Consider the following 19,734-nt stretch of genomic DNA (forward strand, 5'->3'; position numbering starts at 1 on the left):
GCCTTATAATTCGTTGCCATTACCTTTTGGGGCCTCGCTTTGAAATCATTCATATCTTATTGTTTAGCAGCCGCTGCGCTTTTCTTCCACGCGTCTTTATTCGCTATTGAACTGCCCGAGCAAGCTCAAGAGTTGCGCCAAGAAGCAGAAAAAATCCGGAGTAAATCGCCGTGGTTTGCGCAAATATGGCCGGGTTTTTGGCCAGAAAGCGAACCGTTTATCGTATTCAATAGCGTTGGTGAAACGCTGCTGTTCACCACCGATGAACCACTTCCTGGCTACGAGGCCAAGCACGGCCACTATTACTTCTATTCCGAGCGCCTACCGAATACCACAGATTTTGCATACTTCATCAACTACCCTTTGCCTAACAACCAATTAGCTACCGCTGTACGCATTCATGATTTACGCGGTGAGGTAATAGATACGCTGTTGCACGAAGCGTTTCATGGTTATCAGCGCTTACATTTCAGTAAATTACATGCCTCTTCATTTTTAGATCCCAGTTACTTTAGCGAGCCAACGGTTCGTGGTTTGCTGCGTTTTCAGTTTTCTTTAGCACAAAAAGCGCATGCCGAGCAGGGTGAAGAGCAAAGTGAAGCACTGGTAAGAGATTGGCTCACATTTCGGGCCGGGTTTGAGCATGCTATCGCAAAAGAAGTAGGCGAGTTATTGGCGAGTTTCGAGCACCTTGAGGGTACCGCGCACTGGGTTGGTGTTCAGGCCGCTTACGCTGAACATTCTCGTAACCAGCTAGGTGATTTTCTTCGCCATTTTCAGGCTCGATTTGACAACAGCAACCATGTCCGCACGTCTGCCTACGCGACAGGTGCTTTTCTTGTAGACATATTAAACGAGTATTCGCCTGATGATTATGATTGGCGCGCTCAGCTCGAAGCAGGCAACACACCGCTTGCGCTTGCTATAGCGCTATTCGAGATTGATCCTGAAACGGCGATGAACGAAATGAATGCGCTTTTCGAACGCCATGATGCATCGGCTTATATTCAGGCGGCAGCGGAACCTGAAACGCATAACAATGTAGTTAAATTTGCTAACGTTCGGGAAACTTACCCCTACAGCCTTAGCGTTACACTTACTCTTGAAGTTGTTGAAGGCCGTGCCGAATTACCCCTTCGTTTCTCTGCTGGTGAAGGCGGCTTTGAAAACCTTTCCAACAACGTGATATTTATTCCGGATCCTGGCACTTTTCAAATCGACTATAAAAACACCACTATCGACATTCGCGGGCTTCCCGCACTAGCTGATCTTCAAAGCGTTGGCACCGGTAAGTTGCGTATTCAAGTGTGGAGCGAAACACCAATCGTCAGCCTTTCCGAATTGATTATAAGCGAGCCGTTAGTATTAGAATTCGGTGATAGTGCAATTCGTTCAGGCAGAACATGGCATGCTTCATCAGAAGATCAGCATACCATCGCCATAGAAATTGAATAGCCGATGAGTGGTGCTTAGCGCACTATCTCTAGCTCCGGCATCTGCTCTTTAAACCAAGCACGCACTGCCGGAAGCTGTTCAATAGGAAAGTAATAACTGGCGCTGATTTTATTGGTATACGGAAAAGAAATAATACCGTAGCGATTATCGTATTCATCAATCGCTACTTTCCTAACCATACTGATCGCTACTTGCTCCATACCTACTCGCAGCCGATCGTCTTCGCGGGCGAGCAAGCCTAGCATATCTTTGGTTTTATCGGCCGGTATTTTATTGCTCAGTGTTTCTGGAAAGAGTAGGAAGATAATCAGTGTCCACATACCTAAATAACGCAGCATCTCGCTACCGAGTAAAAGGTAGGTAAGGATAACTAAGAGTAATAATACAAGAGCACGGTAACGGCGCGGGAATCTTTTTATGCGTCTAATCATACTGTTTTACCTCTACAGCAACATCAATCAAGCATTCGGCCGCTATTAAACCCTGCTAGCGGTGCTATTTCCATGCATTTTTTGTTACGAAATGTTGCTTACTTGTGGGTAACTTTACCACCGATGATTTTGTACGCCGGAGTACCCCGAATCATGGTTTCGCGCGCAAATTCTTGTTCGCAATGGGGGCAATGGCAGGGCACTTTGGTGTAGTTTTCGGTAATGCGTTCAATGAAACATTTCACCAACGCACCTTTACCGCCCTTACGGTATTTAAATAGTTTGGTTTTGCAGTTTGCGCAAAAAATATCGACAGCGCGAGCGGGTAATTTTTTCCGTGGTTTTGCCATAAAAATACAACTAAATTTCCCAAAAGATCCGTAATAGAGTTATGCGAAGTAAAAATCTGTGTAATTATCATCACTACTCTAACATAAGCGAGGTTCACTATGCCGAATAAGCCCTACACACCCCCAAAAGTATGGCAATGGAACCAAGAAAGCGGCGGTAAGTTCGCCAATATTAACCGCCCCATTGCCGGCGCTACGTTTGAAAAAGAGTTAAAGCAAGGTAAGCATCCTTTTCAGCTTTATTCGCTGGCTACCCCGAACGGCGTGAAAGTAACGATTCTGCTTGAAGAGCTGCTCGAAGCTGGTTTTAGTGAAGCTGAATACGATGCATGGTTGGTAAACATTATGGAAGGCGAGCAATTTAGCTCGGGCTTTGTTGAAGTAAATCCAAACTCAAAAATCCCAGCGCTACTCGATAACACCACCACACCTCCAACGCGCTTATTTGAATCGGGTTCAATACTGCTTTATTTGGCCGAGAAATTCGGTAAGTTTATTCCGGCCGCACCCGCTCAGCGCACAGAGTGTATGAATTGGTTATTCTGGCAAATGGGCAGCGCGCCTATATTGGGTGGCGGCTTTGGCCATTTCTACGCCTACGCCCCAGAGAAATTCGAATACGCCATCAATCGCTATACCATGGAAATTAAGCGCCAGTTAGATGTGCTCGATAAACAATTAGCCAATAACCGCTTTATCGCGGGTAACGAATACACCATCGCCGATATGGCCATTTGGCCTTGGTACGGCGCCTTAGTTAAAAACGAAGTGTATGAAGCGGCTGAATTTATTGAGGCGCACACCTATAAAAATGTGCTGCGTTGGGCCGATGAAATTGCCGCACGCCCAGCAGTAAAACGCGGCCGTATGGTGAACCGCGCCTGGGGTGAGGCACACGAACAGTTACATGAACGTCACGATGCCAGTGATTTTGAACTGCGCACAGAAGATAAGTTAGAAAGCAAATAGCCCCGAATTCACACATTCGTTACCCGATAAAATTAACCGTCGGGTAACGTTGTCGTGTGGTTGTCAGGTCTATGTCGTTGGCATGTCGTGGCGAGCTATTACTATTCGCCCTATGATTTTGGCTCCAATTCATAAAACAGGCACACGCACATGATTTCTGCTGAAAAAGTAAAATACCTGCGCCAACAACTTGGTTGGTCACAAGAACAACTCGCCTTAGTTTCAGGTGTAAGCGCTCGCACCATTCAACGAATCGAAAAATCAGGAGAGTGCTCTCTCGAATCCAAAATGGCATTGGCAAGCGCTTTAAACGTTTCTGTTTCTGAACTAATAGACGATGAAGAGCGTGGAAAAACAATGCATCACATGGGCTGGGGCCGCTGGCTTTCTTGGTTGGTGCTATTGTTAATTGTTGGCTATTACTTCTACGAAGCGAGCTTTTTTGGAAAAGTGGTTAGCGCTCGTTACCAAGTAATGATACCGCTGCTGATTGTATTTGTAGGCTTGTTCGCTGGCTTTAAATCAACATTCGAGTTACTTAAAACTACGTTTACCCGGCAAAGCAAAGTGGCAGAGTATGATATTTATCGAGCACTTAGAACCTCGGTAAAACTCATGCAAGCCGTTTACGTTGCCGCCCTCATTACCGCACTACTAGTATCAATGAGCTCGTTTGAATTTTTAAATATTATGAACACTTGGGCCTCTATATCCCGCAACATTGTTTACCCAGTACTTTGCGCTATTTTCTTAGTAGAAATCATCATTCGCCCAATAAAAATCACCCTTGAGCGGCGCTTGGGTTAGGGTTAAGCTCCTAAAGAATCGACAGTCGAGAGGTGCCTGATGTTAAAGTTATTTATAATTAATCTTACCCTTTGTATGACTTTGTTCGCGAACTGCGCGCACGCTTCAGTGTATGAGGATTTAGCGAGGTTTCATGAGTTTCAGGGTTTTTCTGCTGCTGAACTCCAAGAGATTAAAAATTCTTCAGTGCAGAATGAGAGCGGAAACGCCGTTGCAGTGTGCGTGAAACAACCTGAATTCGCGTGCTACATCATTACAAAAAATCAGTTAACCGATGTATCGGTTGTTGAGGCGTTGAATCTAAGTAAATTAGGCACCTCTGCACACTCGGACTACGAACGAGTAGAAACAAAGCCAACAGCTTGGATATCTAGTGATGCCGAAACTCACACAATAGAATTCAGCACGCTCGCTTGGAGAGAAGGACAACGATATTCCGCAAAAGAAGTGGTTGTTATTCAACAAGGGCAATATATTCAAAGGTAACTCTACGGCTTACTATCACCTGCGCCCGGTATATCGAACTTAAACTATCGGGATACTATCTAAATTAACGCTTAATATTCACATCGCCGCTCAGCACCGAATCGAGAGCGGCGAGTGCGAAAAACAGCAGCATTAAGATAAACGCAGTGCCGTGCAGGAATATTTTTATTCCAAGCGAGGCGAAGTTAACATCGATGATAAGCCAGTTAACTAGCTTCAGAATACCGAGGATTAGCAGGTATGAGGGTAGCCAAAAGAACAGCGCGAAAAACAAAGTAACAGCAACGCCAATGGCTACTAAAAACAACAGCCCTTTGGCGTAGGAATAAAGCTTCATACTAAGAATGTCCTGAGTAATTTATTTTGATTTATTGAACTCTCTTTTCAACATCGGCACTTGAGCAATGACTTAGAAGAGAAATGAAAAATTCTTCGCTATCCTTACCACCGAGGGTTTCCATAATATCTTTTATGTAACTCGGGAATAGGTCTTTTTGGTCCACTAGCCGATCATATGTATACTGTGCAAGCTCATAGCCTAAAAGGCTGTAATGAAAGGAAAGAGCTTTTCCTTTGAGCTCTCTCTGCCGACTTAAAATATCTTCATTATCACAAGTATCGGGATCTATTATCGAGTACCTGTGGCTGATGTCTATGTTCCCAAGAATATGCTTATTTTCAAAAAGGACTAAATCCGAAACTCTTCTATGAACATCCACTTCCATTAGCTGCGCTAAGTATTCATTAGTCAGCCTATCACCGAATGGTAAGTGCTCATTATTCTGAGCATCAAGATCGTTAGTTCCATAATTGAAGTGAAACATCTCATGAATCCAGTTCGTATAGATCTTGCTAACTATATTAAAGTCATTCACTAAATTCAGCTTCTGAGCTTGATCTTCGCTTCCAGAAATATCGAGTTCGTTAACTGAGTAATACATTTCAAAGCAGTTATCTATTGGTTTCGAAAATTTGAAACCAACTTGCGGACGAATAAAGTTAATACATAAATTTGGCTGATGATTCAGAGCAAACTTATATAGTTCTGAGGTATTTAACGAAGACATGATCACATCGTGATAGCTATGAATCGAGTGGCTTATAATATCACGTACAGCTTCATCTAATTGGCAATCGTAATTTACTACTACACGACTTATCTCGTTTTCCAGTGAGAACCCTTCACAGAATCTTACAAAAGATCTACTTGAAGCCTGATGTCGACTGATTAAGCTGTTGTTCGGAACGTCTGCAAAAAAGATCCCTGACAGCTCTACATAAGGTTTGCTTTGGCTAGCATCGTTCTGCACGGTCGCACAAGAAGTTACGAAGACCAACACCACAAGCGGGAGAATAATCCTCAATAAAAAGGGAATGGAAGAGGCATTAGGACTCTTTCCAAGGAAGGTACTATAAAGAGGTAACTTCATATTTATATTGCCCAAATATTAAACAACTCACAATAAATCGCCAGCCAAACCGAGAAGGGGTTTCCGTTATTCCTACGCCACAAAGATTTAACCCTCAGAAGGCACTGTTTCACAGCTCTCGCTCCAGTCGTTCATTTGGATATCCGCCTCCACGAGAATTGAGTACATACCCTCGGCTGTTACAAACCCTAGGGTTAAATGCTCATCTGACAAACGCTCTTCTTGTATCACTATACCTGTGAAGGAGTCAGTGCAGAGCACCGATTCACTGTACTTTTGAACAGATAAAAAATCTTGTAAAAAAGCCTCATATAATTCTTTGCTGTCACGCACTCCCATGTAACTGACAGTCGTCTGGCAGAAGTCTGAGTTGTTACGGCAGCCTCTCAATCTATTAGAGTCACTATTGGCAATATTGCGCCAATGATAGATAGCTTGAGCAAAAGTGTAATAAAAAGGCGCATAGCCATAGGACATAGATCCTTCGTCCGGTATCAAAATGTAATCCTCGCCAAGAAATGCCCGCATCACAGTATCTTGTTCATCTCCGATGCTTATAAACTGGTGCTGCACCCATGTACGCATCGTATCTGAGTACTTTATCAGCCAATGATTGGATTGGTAGACCAATAAAGCGGCGAAAATCACAATTGGTATTATTAATATTCGATCTTTCATCTGTTTATCTTATAGCAAGTCTCTTTGTCTGAGTACCATTCAATATTGCGCCACAAAAATCTCGCAATAACGAATAAACCGCGCGCCAAAATTAATAATGTTAAAAGCACAATTAATTGAGTGTTCCATTATTTAGAATAGTTTTTCCAGATAATAGACACACCTTTAAGATCGATATTTGTTTCTACGAAGAGCTTGTCATACTCAATACTTGTTGGAACGCCTGAGGTTCCAGAAAGAACTAATCGAATCTGGTTCTCTGACCAGGAAGAATCGCCTTCAAAAAAGAGCTCAACCTCAGTATCACTATAAGAATCATGCAAACGAGCCTGCACACTCCTTTTGGGGAACGTTTCCTTAACCCAAGCTCGTGCCTCAAAAATGCCATTTACATCATCAGGTAACATAGAAGAAACATCGATATACAGCACCGCGCCTTCGTTAATAGCAGACAACGGCTCTGCCAACTCAAGCTCCAAACAACCCGGCTCAATATCAATAGGGTTCGGTGTCAACATTATTACTTTCGCGAATAACATCATTTTTATGAGTTCAAACATAGTCTCCACTTCTCCATTAATAACACAGTTCTAAACTAGAGCTTTCTAAGCGCGGGGAATACTCATAAAAATCATTGATAGGACATAGAAAATGGGACATGCCCAATTAATAACTAAACCCACATACTCGAATTTCCGATTTTTCTTCAAATCTTCTTGGATATCTTTAGGGATATTTCCTGGCCACGTATCCCTTCGAAAAAACTTCGCCATCCTGTGGCCTGCTTTCAAATTTATTAATAGAAAACTATCGGGAAGATGCTCAGAATAGTATTCATAGTCAATAAAAGCCAACCTCTTCATGATTTTCCGGCGCCTAATAATTAAAACTAAAGTCCATATAAAAAATCCAAGAAATGTTACAAAAAAAGATAGAATAGAAAAGTTTGTAAAGAACTCCAGCATAACTCACCTAATTAGTAAACAATCCGTTTGCGTATAAAAAAATCCTGAATTCAGATAATAACCGCAACACTCATGTAATGGGATAGGTCGAAAGGAGGCCGGCTACCCACATATGGTAGTCTTACTTTTCGGCCAAAAAATGTGAGTTCCAACATGAGTTATCGGCAGCTGACCGAGGGACAACGATACCAGATTTCGTTCCCTCCGCTAATAAAGCTCCATCAGGCCCGTAAATAAATCGTGTTGCTTGACTACCTTTTTGCTTGCGTAGAAGTTGTCTCAAAGTATTATAGCTAGCGGATAACTATAGATTGATTATTTTTATTTTGCACTTGCAGAGAAAAGGTGGCGAGAATTCGGCTGCGCAGCAGCTCGCTGACGCTTTGAAGCAATCTGTAACGGCGCCTACTGGACCCTACAAAATATATGAAAATGGATATCATGGAATCGTAGGTGGTGAATGGGTAACTTATTTTCCTAGGGTAGAAGGGAATTAAAATGAAATTATTTGAAATGATAATAGTGGGAGCTCTTACTGCCTCACCAATGATATACGATGAAGATAGCAATCCGATTATCCATGTTACTAAGACTGAACTTCCAGAGGAGTATGATGCGATTTGTTCGATAGTTGACATAGCGTCGCCGATCTACACTGAAGACGATGTTGCTCTTAGTAACGTTCAAACGACCGCAAATATCTTCGTATTGACCGCAAATTCGGACAACGAGAAATGGCTTTCTGCAACATCGCTGAATGTATACATGGATGATGGACAGCATTTGTCCGGTGGATGCTTACCTTTAAATACCTTATATCGAGTAGAAGTAACGATTAACTACCATCCCGAAGGTGCAACCTCTTTGTGTCCAAAAAATATTAAAATTGAAAACTTATATGACTTCTTTCTTAAACAAGAAAATGGTAAGTCCTGAGATTTCTATACACTTTATTACAAAAATGTAGTCAGACATTAAAGTTCTTTAAAAACTAGCTTTTTTACCCATTCAAAAAATTGGGAGCTAGATTAAATAAACATTGAAGATCTTTAAACTCAGCATTTCTTTTATCGGATGACTGCTCCTGTGAGGCTAAAACCTAATATTATCACTTCTTAAATCAGTGGTTGCCTACATACCTGTATGTTGAGTTAATTTCTGACTTGTCTTACTCTTTTATTGACTGCGAACAACTACATTCCAGTACATCGTAAAGAAATATATCTGCGGATTGAAGCCGAGGATGAAACCAGTACAGCAATCCCCTAGACCTCGGTTGAAATTTTTATAGTTTATACTCTTAAACTTGCTAGGGTTGTCAAATATTGTCGGGGCTTAAATGAGGAAGATGTGATGAATACATACAAAAGCAAACTCCCCATCAAACATTCGGGAAGATTATTTAGTGAGCGCTTCCTATCTCGATACGATATAACGGTGAAAAATGCGGCACAAAAACTGTATTTGCATCCATCAACTCTATCGCGGTTTTTAAATGGCCAAATCGCGGTATCATGTTCATTAGCGTTGAAGCTCGAAATTGCAACGGGAGTATCTGCACAATTTTGGATAGCTTGGCAAAATGATTATGATTTGCAGCAGATAGAAATGTTGCGAAAAGAGAGAATCGATGCCGAACCGCTTTTAGACATAGCGTAAGGTAATGAAAACGTCCGTGACAGCGTAGCCCCTTCTCAGTGCTGAGCGTTCACCTAACAGAGTTTAGTGACGCATGGAATTTATAAGCATTACTTGCAAGTCTATGCGGGCATTCAACTCCCCAACGTCCGTTCGAAACTGGTTTAAAACTGAAAACATGAGATGTTTAGCATCATCTTATTCTGTAAATTCAGGAATTATCATTTAGTTCTGTATCTCACACATTAATCCAACGGTAGATTGCTTTTATGCTCACACCTAAACAATCAACCACTTCAACGGTTAAATAGCCGTGAATCTTCACTTGGTTCACAGCTTCTTATTTAAACTCGGTGGAATAACAAGTACCTTTACTCATGATTTTCCTCTTATGGTCATAGTGATCTTTTTACCATAAAAAGGTGTCTATAAATCTCAGGCCTTACCAACTACCAAATGATGCCTACGCCACCCAAGCTTAAAAACGCTATCCATATCAATAGAAGAACAACATTAATCCTAAAAATTAATTTTCTCAGGTTAATTTTAATGAACGCGGATGCAAATAAACTTCCTACAATCAGTGCGATCACCATGCAAATAGTTGATATTTTTAGAGATACTAAATCCCAATGCCCCCATTTCTTAAATATCACGCCGGACATATCAAAAAATATCAAGCTAAGATATCCAACAGAAATAAACGTAACTAACGATACGACGAAAAATATTATTCTATTCATTTATTAATCATTTTCCTTTAGTTTTTGTGACTCTATCCGTCCGGAGGTGTCTATTACCATAAGTCGACCAAACACTGTAGCGCTTTCAGTCCGACTCGCGAATCGGTTTCGTGACTTGGAATCAATGATAGTCTCACGTGTACTCGTATTTTGAAGCATTCCATCAATTTGTTCCCAACCATCATCATCAGAAGCAGCAATACAACCTTCAGAAACGCCACTACCGTAATGATGTAACCGAAACAAACTTCGACCTGACGACTCCTGAATATCATCTCCGAAATTTGAATCTAATGCTTCAAGTCTGTAACGGTCTTCGTCAGGATGAGATAAAATAGCGTACCTGCCCCCTGGTATAGGCTCAAATGAGCCATGAAAAAACGTTCCACCTGAAAATGCATTAACCACGACTCTATTTCCTCTATCTAAATCCCGCATGCTCAACGTACGTATCGATAGATCGAATATTGCTCGAACTTCCATACCATCCGGATCAACATATTTATACGGATTATTATTCCCATACGCATACCGATTGAACATCATCGGATTACTGGCGGTGAAGCCTACCTGCGCGGTTAAACGTGAAGCTGCGTGCGCGGTTGTTGATAACATTGCCACGCGTATCGTAGTTAAACGAGCGGTTTAATATGCCACTCACGCTGGTTAAACGATTATTGCTGTAGTGATAGGTCAACGTCTCGTTACCCAGCGTTTTTTGCGTGATATTTCCAAGTACATCGTAATCAAAGCTACCACTGCCCCAGAACCCGCTGGCAGTATCCAAGCGGTCGAGTCCATCGTAGCTCATCGTCATCGAGTTTTCGCTGATAACCCCATCAATGATACTCGTGATGTTGTGGTTATCATCATACTGGTAACTATGCGAGAACAAGGCTTGCACATCGCTAATGGTGCAAAGCTCAGGGCGGCGCTGGCTATCCAAGGTTTGGTTAAAGCTCAAGCCATTGGCGTAATCAAAGCTCTCCAACTGGCCACTCGGTGCGTAGCTCACGTTATTCGCATAACCGCCACTTTGCGTGGCTTCACCATACCCATTTGGGGCGTAATTCACCACCCGACCTGAGGGTGAGGGGTATACATGCGTTGTTAAATGACCCAAGGTATTGTAGTGAGAGGCGAAATTAAATTGCTGGCCATCTACACTCAACGCTTCGCTCATAAAAGGTAGAAACCGTGCTTACGACTCTTACACAAGAATGTTTTGTTGCGGGCATGCTGCTTATCGTCTAGACGATGGTACTTTTTCAATTAATGCCGGCGAAAACGATGTTCGGGCTATCTATAATGAAGAGAATGCAGCCATAAATTTCCTCTGCCGCTATGAACGGGATATGAACTTTTACGATAAGAAACTGATGGCTTTTGCCACCAAGCATGAAATTGACACAAAACCTTGCACCATTTCATCTGAATATTGAGAAGCTACTACTTGTCTCGATGTGAGCAGAAAACAAAGCCCCGCGAGGGCGAGGCTTTGGATTCAAAAAGGATACGATTGATTTTACTGTAGCCACATATACCTTTTTAGACGTCTACCAATCGCAGTATTTTTCTGAAAATGATTCCAGCCATTTTTTTTCCAAATAACCAAAACCTACGTAATTATCGCGCAAAGAGCTTTCAAATTTATCACGCAAAATATCTTTCCCGCCTAATTTTACTAACACATTTTCTTCAATAGCCATTTGATATGCTATTACTGTTATAGAGAGCAGTTCGTCAACAACAATAAACAGTTTGGAATCCGGTATTAGGAACACTACTGGGGTTTCAAATACCTGTGTATCTATCCAGTTCATGACTTCAAAACTGAAATGGCCTTTAAAAACATCGTTGAAGCTAGCTAGTGGAAAGAAAAAATATGCTCCCTCGCTAGTAAACTCTCTTATTAAACCACCTAAATACTCAAAATTTTCAATCGATTGTATGAAACCGTCGTTAATCGCTAAGATTTTCATGTTTTTTGGCAATGGAAACTTAACGCCTTCATGTGAGGCTGTAGTGAACGCTTGATCGTATTTCTCAAAAATGGTCTTTGAGGTTTCAGAATCCACGCATTTAACAAAAGATGGTAAATTTTCAACTATAATCATCGATCTGAAATCCTTGCTTACTGTTGTTCATCACGGACTCTGGTTTTCGTTTTACGATTACCAGATTGAGTTTCAATACTTCGAATTCCTCCGGCACCCACTCTGTCAACAATTATAGTACCATCCCTAGTTGAAGCCACAGTCATGGGACCTCTTTCATTTTCCGTATCGTCGAAATCAACACCCTCAAGATCTTTTACTTCATCCATAATATCGTCAGCTTCGCCGCTTGAGATATCTGGGAAAAAGTCAGTTATTTTCCCTGACTTTTTCCCACTATGAGTGGCCTCTTTTCCACCAGTTACAACATCTATGGCATCTTGTCCTGTTGCGGGGGCAGATTCATTGAATACGCCTACAATCGCGTTGTATGCCCTTCTTGCACCCCTTGCTGTAGCTCTTGACCCAGAAACAACTGTCCCCCGACAGACTGCATTGGAAGCACATGCTCTTCCGCCAGCTACCAAGACTGGCACAATCGGCAACTTGCCATCAGGATCTACATATTTATAGGGGTTGTTATTAGCATAAGCATATCTATTAAATCCTTGAATGTTACCTTGACTTAGATGACCAAGTGTTCCAACAGGATCATTCGAGTAGAACCGTCCAATCACCGGATCATAGTATCGTGCCTGCATATACATTAGCTGCAAATCGTCGTCTTCCAAGTGACCGGTGTAGCCGGGTTGGTTATCGTTCGTTTGGTTATTCGAATGCCGCGCCACTAACTGGCCACCTAAGTAAATATAATCGGTTATCGCACCATTGTGAATCGTGCTGATTAATCGTCCTTGCTGGCTATACAAACTATAGGTTTTGCTGCCACTATGATTCTTCATGACGCGACGACCGTGGCCGTCATACAGGTAACTAATACTACCTGAGCTTGCAAGCCTGCCTGCGCGGTTAAACGTGAAGCTGCGTGCACCGTTATTGATAACATTGCCACGCGTATCGTAGCTAAACGAGCGGTTTAATGCGCCAGTCACGCTGGTTAAACGATTATTGCTGTAGTGGTAGGTTAGCGTATCGTTACCCAGCGTTTTTTGCGTGATATTTCCAAGCACATCGTAATCAAAGCTACCATTGCCCCAGAACCCGCTGGCAGTATCCAAGCGGTCGAGCCCAGCGCACGGAACGTGGTGGTTGTGCTGTAATTTCGGGCGTTTTTGCTACGCACGTATAGAACAAACACATTAAAGTAAGATAAAGGGAGCTGTTTCGAGTTTTTTGGCTTTTTCAAACGCTTTTCAGTAACTCTATCCCTTAAAGGTGCTGTAGAAGGGAAAGGTATCGAGGTTATTGAAAATTAGTATTGGGCGATTAAGAATCGGGTTGGCCGGTTAACCAACCCGTTCTGCGGAATATGAAGCAGTGAGCAACAATTTTATAAGTTTAATGTAATTTTAAAGACTTTAATGTTTGTTAAGATCTTTAATGTTCGCCCACAAAAGGGCCTTGCGGCCCTTTATATCATTCCACTGTAACGCTCTTCGCCAAATTCCGCGGCTGATCCACATCGGTGCCTTTGATAATGGCAACGTAGTAGCTCAATAGCTGGAGCGGTAGGGTATAAACGATCGGCGCTACGATAGCATCCACGTGATCGAGGTTGATTACGCGCATGGTTTCATCGCTTTTAAAATGCGCATCTTTATCGGCGAATACATACATAATACCGCCGCGTGCCCGCACTTCTTCTACGTTTGATTTCAGTTTCTCGAGTAGCTCGTTATTCGGGGCAACTACAATTACTGGCATTTCGGCATCAATCAACGCTAATGGTCCATGCTTCAATTCACCTGCAGCGTAAGCCTCGGCATGAATGTAGCTGATTTCTTTTAGCTTTAACGCGCCTTCCATTGCGATTGGATATTGATCGCCACGGCCAAGGAACAAGCTATGGTCTTTGTCCGCAAATTCTTCTGCCAACTCTTCGATTTCTGCCGTGATTTTCAACGCTTGCTCAAGCTTGGTTGGCAATGTAGCCAACGCATGGGCAATGCGCGCTTCTACCGCTTTATCCATGCCATTGTAGCGGCCTAACGCAGCTACTAGCATAAGGAGGCCCACAAGCTGTGTGGTGAACGCCTTGGTGGACGCCACGCCAATCTCTGCACCCGCACGCGTTTGGAATGCTAAATCAGATTCGCGCACCATCGATGATGTGGCCACATTACAAATAGTTAAGCTGGAGCGGTAGCCGAGTGTTTTTGCTAGGCGCAATGCTGCCAAGGTATCGGCGGTTTCACCCGATTGCGAAATAGTAAGCAATAAACTACCCGGGAATACGTGCGATTTGCGGTAACGGAACTCGGAAGCAATTTCTACGTTACAAGAAACACCGGCGTATTCTTCTAACCAATAGCGCGCAACCATGCCCGCATGGTAACTCGTACCACAAGCAATAATTTGTACGTGACGAACATCTTGGAATATCTCAGCTGCATTTTCGCCAAAGGCTTCAACCATAACCTGATCGGCGGTAACGCGGCCTTCCAAGGTATTGCGCACAGAAATCGGCTGCTCATGAATTTCTTTTAGCATGTAATGGCGGTACTCACCTTTACCACCCGCATCGTATTGCAAATCAGAGGTTACTTTTTCACGTGCAACAGGCTCGCCTGTAGTATCGAAAATACGCACCGAATCACGGTTCACTGCGGCAACATCGCCTTCTTCTAAGTAGATAAAATTGCGCGTTACGGGAAGTAGCGCAAGTTGATCCGAGGCAATAAAGTTTTCACCAATACCTAGGCCAATTACCAATGGGCTGCCTGAACGCGCCACCACTAACTCGCCTGGTTTACGCTTATCCATGATTACGGTGCCATAAGCACCATCGAGTTGCTTCACAGTAGCTTGCAGAGCGGCCAATAAAGTAGCGCCTTTCTCAAGTTCATGATGCATCATGTGGCAGATTACTTCGGTATCGGTTTGTGAGGTAAATACATACCCTAAATCTTGCAGCTTTTTCCGCAGTTCTTCATGGTTTTCAATAATGCCGTTGTGCACTACCGCCAAGGTACCATTGGAAAAATGTGGGTGCGCATTAGCTTCGGTAACGCCACCATGGGTAGCCCAGCGCGTGTGTGCAATGCCGCTAGAGCCGTTAATGCCAGTTTCTTCCAGCGCATCAGCAAGTGCCTGCACTTTACCTACGCGGCGCACTTGATGCAGGCCACTATCATTTAACAACGCCATACCTGCAGAATCATAGCCACGGTATTCTAAGCGGCGTAACCCTTCTAATAAAATGCCGGCTACACGACGCTCAGCTGTTGCTCCAACGATTCCACACATGCTTATTCTGCTCCCTTTTTAGTTGGCCGTTGCCAACCGGAAATATTTCGCTGTTTCGCTCTACCAACGGCGAGTTCGCCATCAGCAACGTTTACGGTAACCACTGAGCCTGCGCCAGTGGTTGCATTCTCGCCAATGCTAACTGGCGCTACCAGTGAACTGTTTGATCCGATAAATGCACCCGCACCAATTTCTGTTTTGTGCTTATTCACACCATCGTAATTACAGGTAATTGTGCCCGCGCCAATATTGGCGCCCGCGCCCACTTGAGTATCGCCGATATAGCTGAGGTGACCGGCTTTCGCGCCGACACCAAAATAGGATTTTTTGATTTCTACAAAGTTCCCAACCGCAGCATCTTGTGCAAGCTCGGTACCAGGGCGCAATCGCGCAAATGGGCCAACTTGCGCATTTTCGCCTACCCGTGCGCCTTCTAATACGGAATTGGCTTTTATGCGCGCACCGGCAGCAATTTGGCTATCGCGAATCACACAATTAGGTTCAATCACCGCGCCATCGCCAATGCTCACATTGCCTTCAAGCACCACGTTTATATCGATAACCACATCTTCACCTACACTCACATTACCACGCACATCAATGCGGGCCGGGTCGAGTAGGGTTGCACCGGCAATCATTAATTCTTCTGCTTTGCGTTGCTGGTAAGCGCGTTCGAGGGCGGCTAGTTGCACTCGATTATTTGCGCCTTCAACTTCTGCGATTTCGGCGGGCTGGCTGCTGGCAATATGCACGCCTTCAGAAGCCGCCATTGCAACGATATCGGTGAGGTAATATTCGCCTTGCACATTGTTGTTATCAAGTTGGCTTAACCAGCGCTTAATGGCTTTACCATCTGCAGCCATCATACCCGTATTTACTTCGGTGATTTCACGCTCAATATCGTTGGCATCTTTGTGCTCTACAATACCGGTGATTTGGCCAAAGCTATCACGCACTATACGCCCATAACCGGTTGGATCTGGCAACGTAACGGTTAGTAACGCAAGGGCGTTATCCGCTTTGGCTGCAAGTAAGTTCTGTAACGTTTCGGGGCGAGTAAGAGGTACATCGCCGTAAAGAATAAGTACGGTATCGTTATCGCTAATATTTGGAATCGTTTGTTGCACCGCATGGCCGGTGCCTAGTTGCTCAGCCTGCTCAACCCAAGTAACACCGTGTTGTTCGGAAAATTCAGCCAAGTGCGTTTGCAACTGTTCGGCCCCGTGGCCATAAACAAGCTGTAACTGCTGCGCACCAACAAGCAGAGCGGTATCAAGAACATGTTGCACCATTGGCTTTTGCGCAACGGGGTGCAGAACTTTCGGTAAATTCGAGCGCATTCTTGTGCCTTTGCCAGCAGCAAGAACAACAACATTTAGAACAGGTGAGGGCATGTGCCATTCCTTGCAATAATAGAATCGGTTTACATCAATGTAACGTGTAGTTTATCAGTGTTTATACAGCTTCGAAATGGGCAATTTGCAAGCTTATTGTTAGGCTTTCAGTAAATATAAAAAAACCCGGCAAATTAGCCGGGTTTTCACTTGGTTGAACGCCTTTGCGAACCTGTTTACTTGCCTTTGCGTTTCCGCAATTGTTGCAATACTCGCAACTGGGCAATTGCACGAGATAGTTCGGCAGCTGCTTCAGCGTAAGATAAATCTGGAGAAGAATGCGCCAGAGCTTCGCGTGCTTCTTTGATCGCTTTCTCTGTTGCCGCTTCATCCAAATCGCCACCACGCACTGCTGTGTCTGATAACACAGTAATGGTTTCTGGCTGAACTTCCATTACACCGCCTGCGATGTAAAAAAGCTCTTCCTCACCTTCTTCAGTAACTACGCGAACCATGCCAGGTTTCAAGGCGGTCAGCAATGGAGTGTGGCCAGGCAAAATACCAAGCTCACCCTCACTACCTGTCACCTGGATCGAGCGAATACTGCCGGAGAACAAACGATCTTCAGCGCTTACTACGTCCAGATGTACTGTGGATACCGCCATTACAAACCTCCCGTTCGATTACATTTTGTTGGCTTTCTCGACCGCTTCGTCGATAGTACCAACCATGTAGAACGCCTGCTCAGGCAAGCTATCGTAATCGCCTTCCAGGATGCCTTTAAATCCAGCAATGGTATCTTTCAACGATACATACTTACCAGGTGCACCGGTAAATACTTCCGCTACGAAGAACGGCTGTGATAAGAAACGCTGAATTTTACGAGCACGGGCAACAACACGCTTATCTTCTTCAGATAATTCGTCCATACCCAAGATTGCAATGATGTCTTTCAATTCTTTGTAACGCTGAAGAACTGATTGCACACCACGTGCAGTATCATAGTGCTCATGACCAATTACTTGCGGGTCTAACTGGCGCGATGTTGAATCCAATGGATCAACTGCAGGGTAGATACCCAATGACGCGATATCACGCGACAATACAACCGTTGCATCTAAGTGAGCAAAGGTAGTTGCTGGTGATGGATCGGTTAAGTCATCCGCAGGTACGTATACCGCTTGAATTGATGTAATTGAACCGTTTTTAGTTGAAGTAATACGCTCTTGCAGTACACCCATCTCTTCAGCAAGCGTAGGCTGATAACCTACCGCTGATGGCATACGGCCTAGAAGTGCTGATACTTCGGTACCGGCTAGGGTATAACGATAGATGTTATCTACGAAGAATAGAACATCACGGCCTTCATCACGGAATTTCTCAGCGATGGTTAAGCCCGTTAGTGCTACACGTAAACGGTTTCCAGGAGGCTCGTTCATCTGGCCGTAAACCAACGCTACTTTATCAAGTACGTTAGAATCCTTCATCTCGTGGTAGAAATCGTTACCTTCACGAGTACGCTCACCAACACCTGCGAATACTGAGTAGCCGCTGTGCTCGATTGCGATGTTCCGGATGAGCTCCATCATGTTAACTGTTTTACCAACACCCGCACCACCGAATAAACCTACTTTACCACCCTTAGCGAATGGACAAATTAAGTCGATTACTTTGATACCGGTTTCAAGCAATTCAATAGAGCTTGATTGGTCTTCGTAAGAAGGTGCTTCGCGGTGAATAGACATACGCTCTTCTTCACCGATATCACCTGCTTCGTCGATAGGTTCACCTAGAACGTTCATAATACGTCCTAGTGTTGCCTTACCAACTGGAACCAAAATTGATTCACCTGTATTTTCAACACTCAAGCCGCGACGTAAACCGTCGGTAGTACCGAGTGCAATCGTACGAACAACACCACCACCAAGCTGTTGCTGAACTTCCAGGGTTAACCCTTTCAGATCGCCTTCAGCGATGCGGAGTGCGTCGTAGATCTTTGGAACGTCAGTTTGTGGAAATTCGATATCCACAACTGCGCCAATGATTTGGACGACCTTACCTTGACTCATGACTTATCCTCTAACTCTGCAAAATCTTTCTGACCTGTTGCCTTAAACAGCACCGGCGCCCGAAACAATTTCGGAAATCTCTTGAGTGATCGCTGCTTGACGCGCTTTGTTGTATACCAACTGAAGCTCATCAATAAGATCACCTGCGTTATCCGTAGCCGCTTTCATTGCGACCATTCGGGCTGCCTGCTCGCTGGCGAGGTTTTCAACAACGCCTTGATACACCTGGCTTTCAATAAACCGACGCAACAACGTGTCCAGAATAGACTTGGCATCCGGTTCATACAGATAGTCCCATGCGTGTTCGCGCTTGGCAGTCTCTGATTTTGGCAACGGCAACAATTGGTTGATCACTGGCTCTTGGGTCATGGTGTTTACAAACTTGTTGTACACCAAGTAGATTCGGTCAAGCTCACCTTCTTCGAAGGCTTTAAGCATGACAGAAACTGTACCTATTACATCAGCAACTTTTGGCCGATCGCCAAGCCCTGATGATTGAGACAGAATGCTTCCTGATAACCGTTTAAAAAAGCTTGACGCTTTACTGCCCACAGCAGCGAAGCTGACTTCAACATCTTTTTCTTGCCACTCTTGAACATCACGAACAACCTTACGGAATTCGTTGCTGTTCAAACCGCCACATAAACCACGGTCGGTAGAAACGATGATGTAACCAACGCGCTTAACCTCACGATCTTCCAACCAGCTATGGCGGTATTCGAGGTTACCTTGGGCAATATGGCCGATCACTTTGCGAATGGACTCAGCGTACGGACGGCTTAATGCCATCTGTTCCTGCGCCCGTTTCATCTTCGACGCAGCGACCATCTCCATTGCGCTGGTGATCTTTTGAGTATTATTGATACTCCCGATCTGAGTTTTAATCTCTTTACCAACGGCCATGATTAATCTCCCGCGTTACAACGACTGAAGGCCGCAGTTACCTGCGGCCTATG

At 44.0% G+C, this 19,734-nt stretch carries 21 protein-coding genes; 6 read left to right on the plus strand and 15 right to left on the minus strand.

Annotated elements, in window-relative coordinates; translation table 11 throughout:
- Positions 1 to 39: 39 nt before the first annotated feature.
- The gene (locus tag CWE13_RS11050; protein ID WP_126808637.1) at positions 40 to 1,455 is read left to right on the plus strand and encodes a hypothetical protein; all 1,416 of its coding nucleotides are present in this window, start codon (positions 40 to 42) and stop codon (positions 1,453 to 1,455) included.
- 14 nt (positions 1,456 to 1,469) lie between these two features.
- Here CWE13_RS11050 and CWE13_RS11055 read toward each other — a convergent pair whose 3' ends face one another.
- Together CWE13_RS11055 and CWE13_RS11060 are read right to left on the minus strand one after the other, a co-directional pair.
- Positions 1,470 to 1,886 carry a hypothetical protein gene (locus tag CWE13_RS11055; RefSeq protein WP_126808639.1) on the minus strand — a complete coding sequence of 139 codons (417 nt, stop codon included), beginning with the start codon at positions 1,884 to 1,886 and terminating at the stop codon, positions 1,470 to 1,472.
- Between the two features lie 98 nt (positions 1,887 to 1,984).
- Positions 1,985 to 2,236, minus strand: a complete 252-nt coding sequence (locus CWE13_RS11060; RefSeq protein WP_126808641.1) for a hypothetical protein — start codon at positions 2,234 to 2,236, stop codon at positions 1,985 to 1,987.
- 99 nt (positions 2,237 to 2,335) lie between these two features.
- Here CWE13_RS11060 and yghU point away from each other — a divergent pair, with 99 nt between their 5' ends.
- From yghU to CWE13_RS11075, 3 genes are all read left to right on the plus strand, one after another.
- On the plus strand, positions 2,336 to 3,205 hold the full coding sequence (gene yghU, locus CWE13_RS11065) for a glutathione-dependent disulfide-bond oxidoreductase (RefSeq protein ID WP_126808643.1): 870 nt from the start codon (positions 2,336 to 2,338) through the stop codon (positions 3,203 to 3,205).
- A gap of 150 nt (positions 3,206 to 3,355) precedes the next feature.
- The gene (locus CWE13_RS11070) at positions 3,356 to 4,012 is read left to right on the plus strand and encodes a helix-turn-helix domain-containing protein (RefSeq protein ID WP_126808644.1); all 657 of its coding nucleotides are present in this window, start codon (positions 3,356 to 3,358) and stop codon (positions 4,010 to 4,012) included.
- Positions 4,013 to 4,051: 39 nt separating this feature from the next.
- Positions 4,052 to 4,498 carry a hypothetical protein gene (locus CWE13_RS11075; RefSeq protein ID WP_126808646.1) on the plus strand — a complete coding sequence of 149 codons (447 nt, stop codon included), beginning with the start codon at positions 4,052 to 4,054 and terminating at the stop codon, positions 4,496 to 4,498.
- Between the two features lie 64 nt (positions 4,499 to 4,562).
- Here CWE13_RS11075 and CWE13_RS11080 read toward each other — a convergent pair whose 3' ends face one another.
- The 4 genes from CWE13_RS11080 to CWE13_RS11095 form a co-directional block, all read right to left on the minus strand.
- Positions 4,563 to 4,835, minus strand: a complete 273-nt coding sequence (locus tag CWE13_RS11080) for a hypothetical protein (RefSeq protein ID WP_126808648.1) — start codon at positions 4,833 to 4,835, stop codon at positions 4,563 to 4,565.
- A 31-nt stretch (positions 4,836 to 4,866) separates the two neighbouring features.
- A complete protein-coding gene (locus tag CWE13_RS11085; RefSeq protein ID WP_126808649.1) occupies positions 4,867 to 5,928 on the minus strand; it encodes a hypothetical protein in 1,062 nt (353 codons plus the stop codon).
- A gap of 87 nt (positions 5,929 to 6,015) precedes the next feature.
- Complete coding sequence (locus CWE13_RS11090) at positions 6,016 to 6,606, minus strand: hypothetical protein (RefSeq protein ID WP_126808651.1); 591 nt, start codon at positions 6,604 to 6,606, stop codon at positions 6,016 to 6,018.
- 128 nt (positions 6,607 to 6,734) lie between these two features.
- On the minus strand, positions 6,735 to 7,166 hold the full coding sequence (locus tag CWE13_RS11095; RefSeq protein WP_126808652.1) for a hypothetical protein: 432 nt from the start codon (positions 7,164 to 7,166) through the stop codon (positions 6,735 to 6,737).
- A gap of 903 nt (positions 7,167 to 8,069) precedes the next feature.
- Between CWE13_RS11095 and CWE13_RS11100 the strand changes: the two genes are divergently transcribed.
- Complete coding sequence (locus CWE13_RS11100; protein WP_126808654.1) at positions 8,070 to 8,507, plus strand: hypothetical protein; 438 nt, start codon at positions 8,070 to 8,072, stop codon at positions 8,505 to 8,507.
- 417 nt (positions 8,508 to 8,924) lie between these two features.
- Entirely contained in the window at positions 8,925 to 9,230 is a 306-nt protein-coding gene (locus CWE13_RS11105; RefSeq protein ID WP_126808656.1) for a HigA family addiction module antitoxin, read from the plus strand.
- A gap of 725 nt (positions 9,231 to 9,955) precedes the next feature.
- Here the strand turns inward: CWE13_RS11105 and CWE13_RS11110 are convergent.
- The 9 genes from CWE13_RS11110 to atpG all read right to left on the minus strand — a co-directional run bounded on the left by CWE13_RS11110 (position 9,956) and on the right by atpG (position 19,681).
- A complete protein-coding gene (locus CWE13_RS11110; protein ID WP_126808658.1) occupies positions 9,956 to 10,567 on the minus strand; it encodes a DUF2778 domain-containing protein in 612 nt (203 codons plus the stop codon).
- Positions 10,503 to 11,135: a hypothetical protein gene (locus CWE13_RS11115; RefSeq protein WP_126808660.1), complete on the minus strand. Its 633-nt coding sequence runs from the start codon at positions 11,133 to 11,135 to the stop codon at positions 10,503 to 10,505. The genes CWE13_RS11110 and CWE13_RS11115 overlap by 65 nt, the downstream gene beginning before the upstream one ends.
- 373 nt (positions 11,136 to 11,508) lie before the next feature.
- Positions 11,509 to 12,069: a hypothetical protein gene (locus CWE13_RS11120; RefSeq protein WP_126808662.1), complete on the minus strand. Its 561-nt coding sequence runs from the start codon at positions 12,067 to 12,069 to the stop codon at positions 11,509 to 11,511.
- Positions 12,070 to 12,086: 17 nt separating this feature from the next.
- Complete coding sequence (locus CWE13_RS12665) at positions 12,087 to 13,187, minus strand: RHS repeat-associated core domain-containing protein (protein WP_241973687.1); 1,101 nt, start codon at positions 13,185 to 13,187, stop codon at positions 12,087 to 12,089.
- A 358-nt stretch (positions 13,188 to 13,545) separates the two neighbouring features.
- Entirely contained in the window at positions 13,546 to 15,375 is a 1,830-nt protein-coding gene (glmS, locus tag CWE13_RS11130; protein ID WP_126808663.1) for a glutamine--fructose-6-phosphate transaminase (isomerizing), read from the minus strand.
- Between the two features lie 2 nt (positions 15,376 to 15,377).
- Positions 15,378 to 16,769 carry a bifunctional UDP-N-acetylglucosamine diphosphorylase/glucosamine-1-phosphate N-acetyltransferase GlmU gene (gene glmU, locus CWE13_RS11135; RefSeq protein WP_126808665.1) on the minus strand — a complete coding sequence of 464 codons (1,392 nt, stop codon included), beginning with the start codon at positions 16,767 to 16,769 and terminating at the stop codon, positions 15,378 to 15,380.
- Between the two features lie 176 nt (positions 16,770 to 16,945).
- The gene (locus tag CWE13_RS11140; RefSeq protein ID WP_126808667.1) at positions 16,946 to 17,374 is read right to left on the minus strand and encodes a F0F1 ATP synthase subunit epsilon; all 429 of its coding nucleotides are present in this window, start codon (positions 17,372 to 17,374) and stop codon (positions 16,946 to 16,948) included.
- An 18-nt stretch (positions 17,375 to 17,392) separates the two neighbouring features.
- On the minus strand, positions 17,393 to 18,778 hold the full coding sequence (gene atpD, locus CWE13_RS11145) for a F0F1 ATP synthase subunit beta (RefSeq protein ID WP_126808669.1): 1,386 nt from the start codon (positions 18,776 to 18,778) through the stop codon (positions 17,393 to 17,395).
- A gap of 42 nt (positions 18,779 to 18,820) precedes the next feature.
- Entirely contained in the window at positions 18,821 to 19,681 is an 861-nt protein-coding gene (gene atpG, locus CWE13_RS11150) for a F0F1 ATP synthase subunit gamma (protein WP_126808671.1), read from the minus strand.
- Between the last annotated feature and the right edge of the window lie 53 nt (positions 19,682 to 19,734).

Source organism: Aliidiomarina shirensis, from assembly GCF_003987345.1.
GTDB classification, from domain to species: domain Bacteria; phylum Pseudomonadota; class Gammaproteobacteria; order Enterobacterales; family Alteromonadaceae; genus Aliidiomarina; species Aliidiomarina shirensis.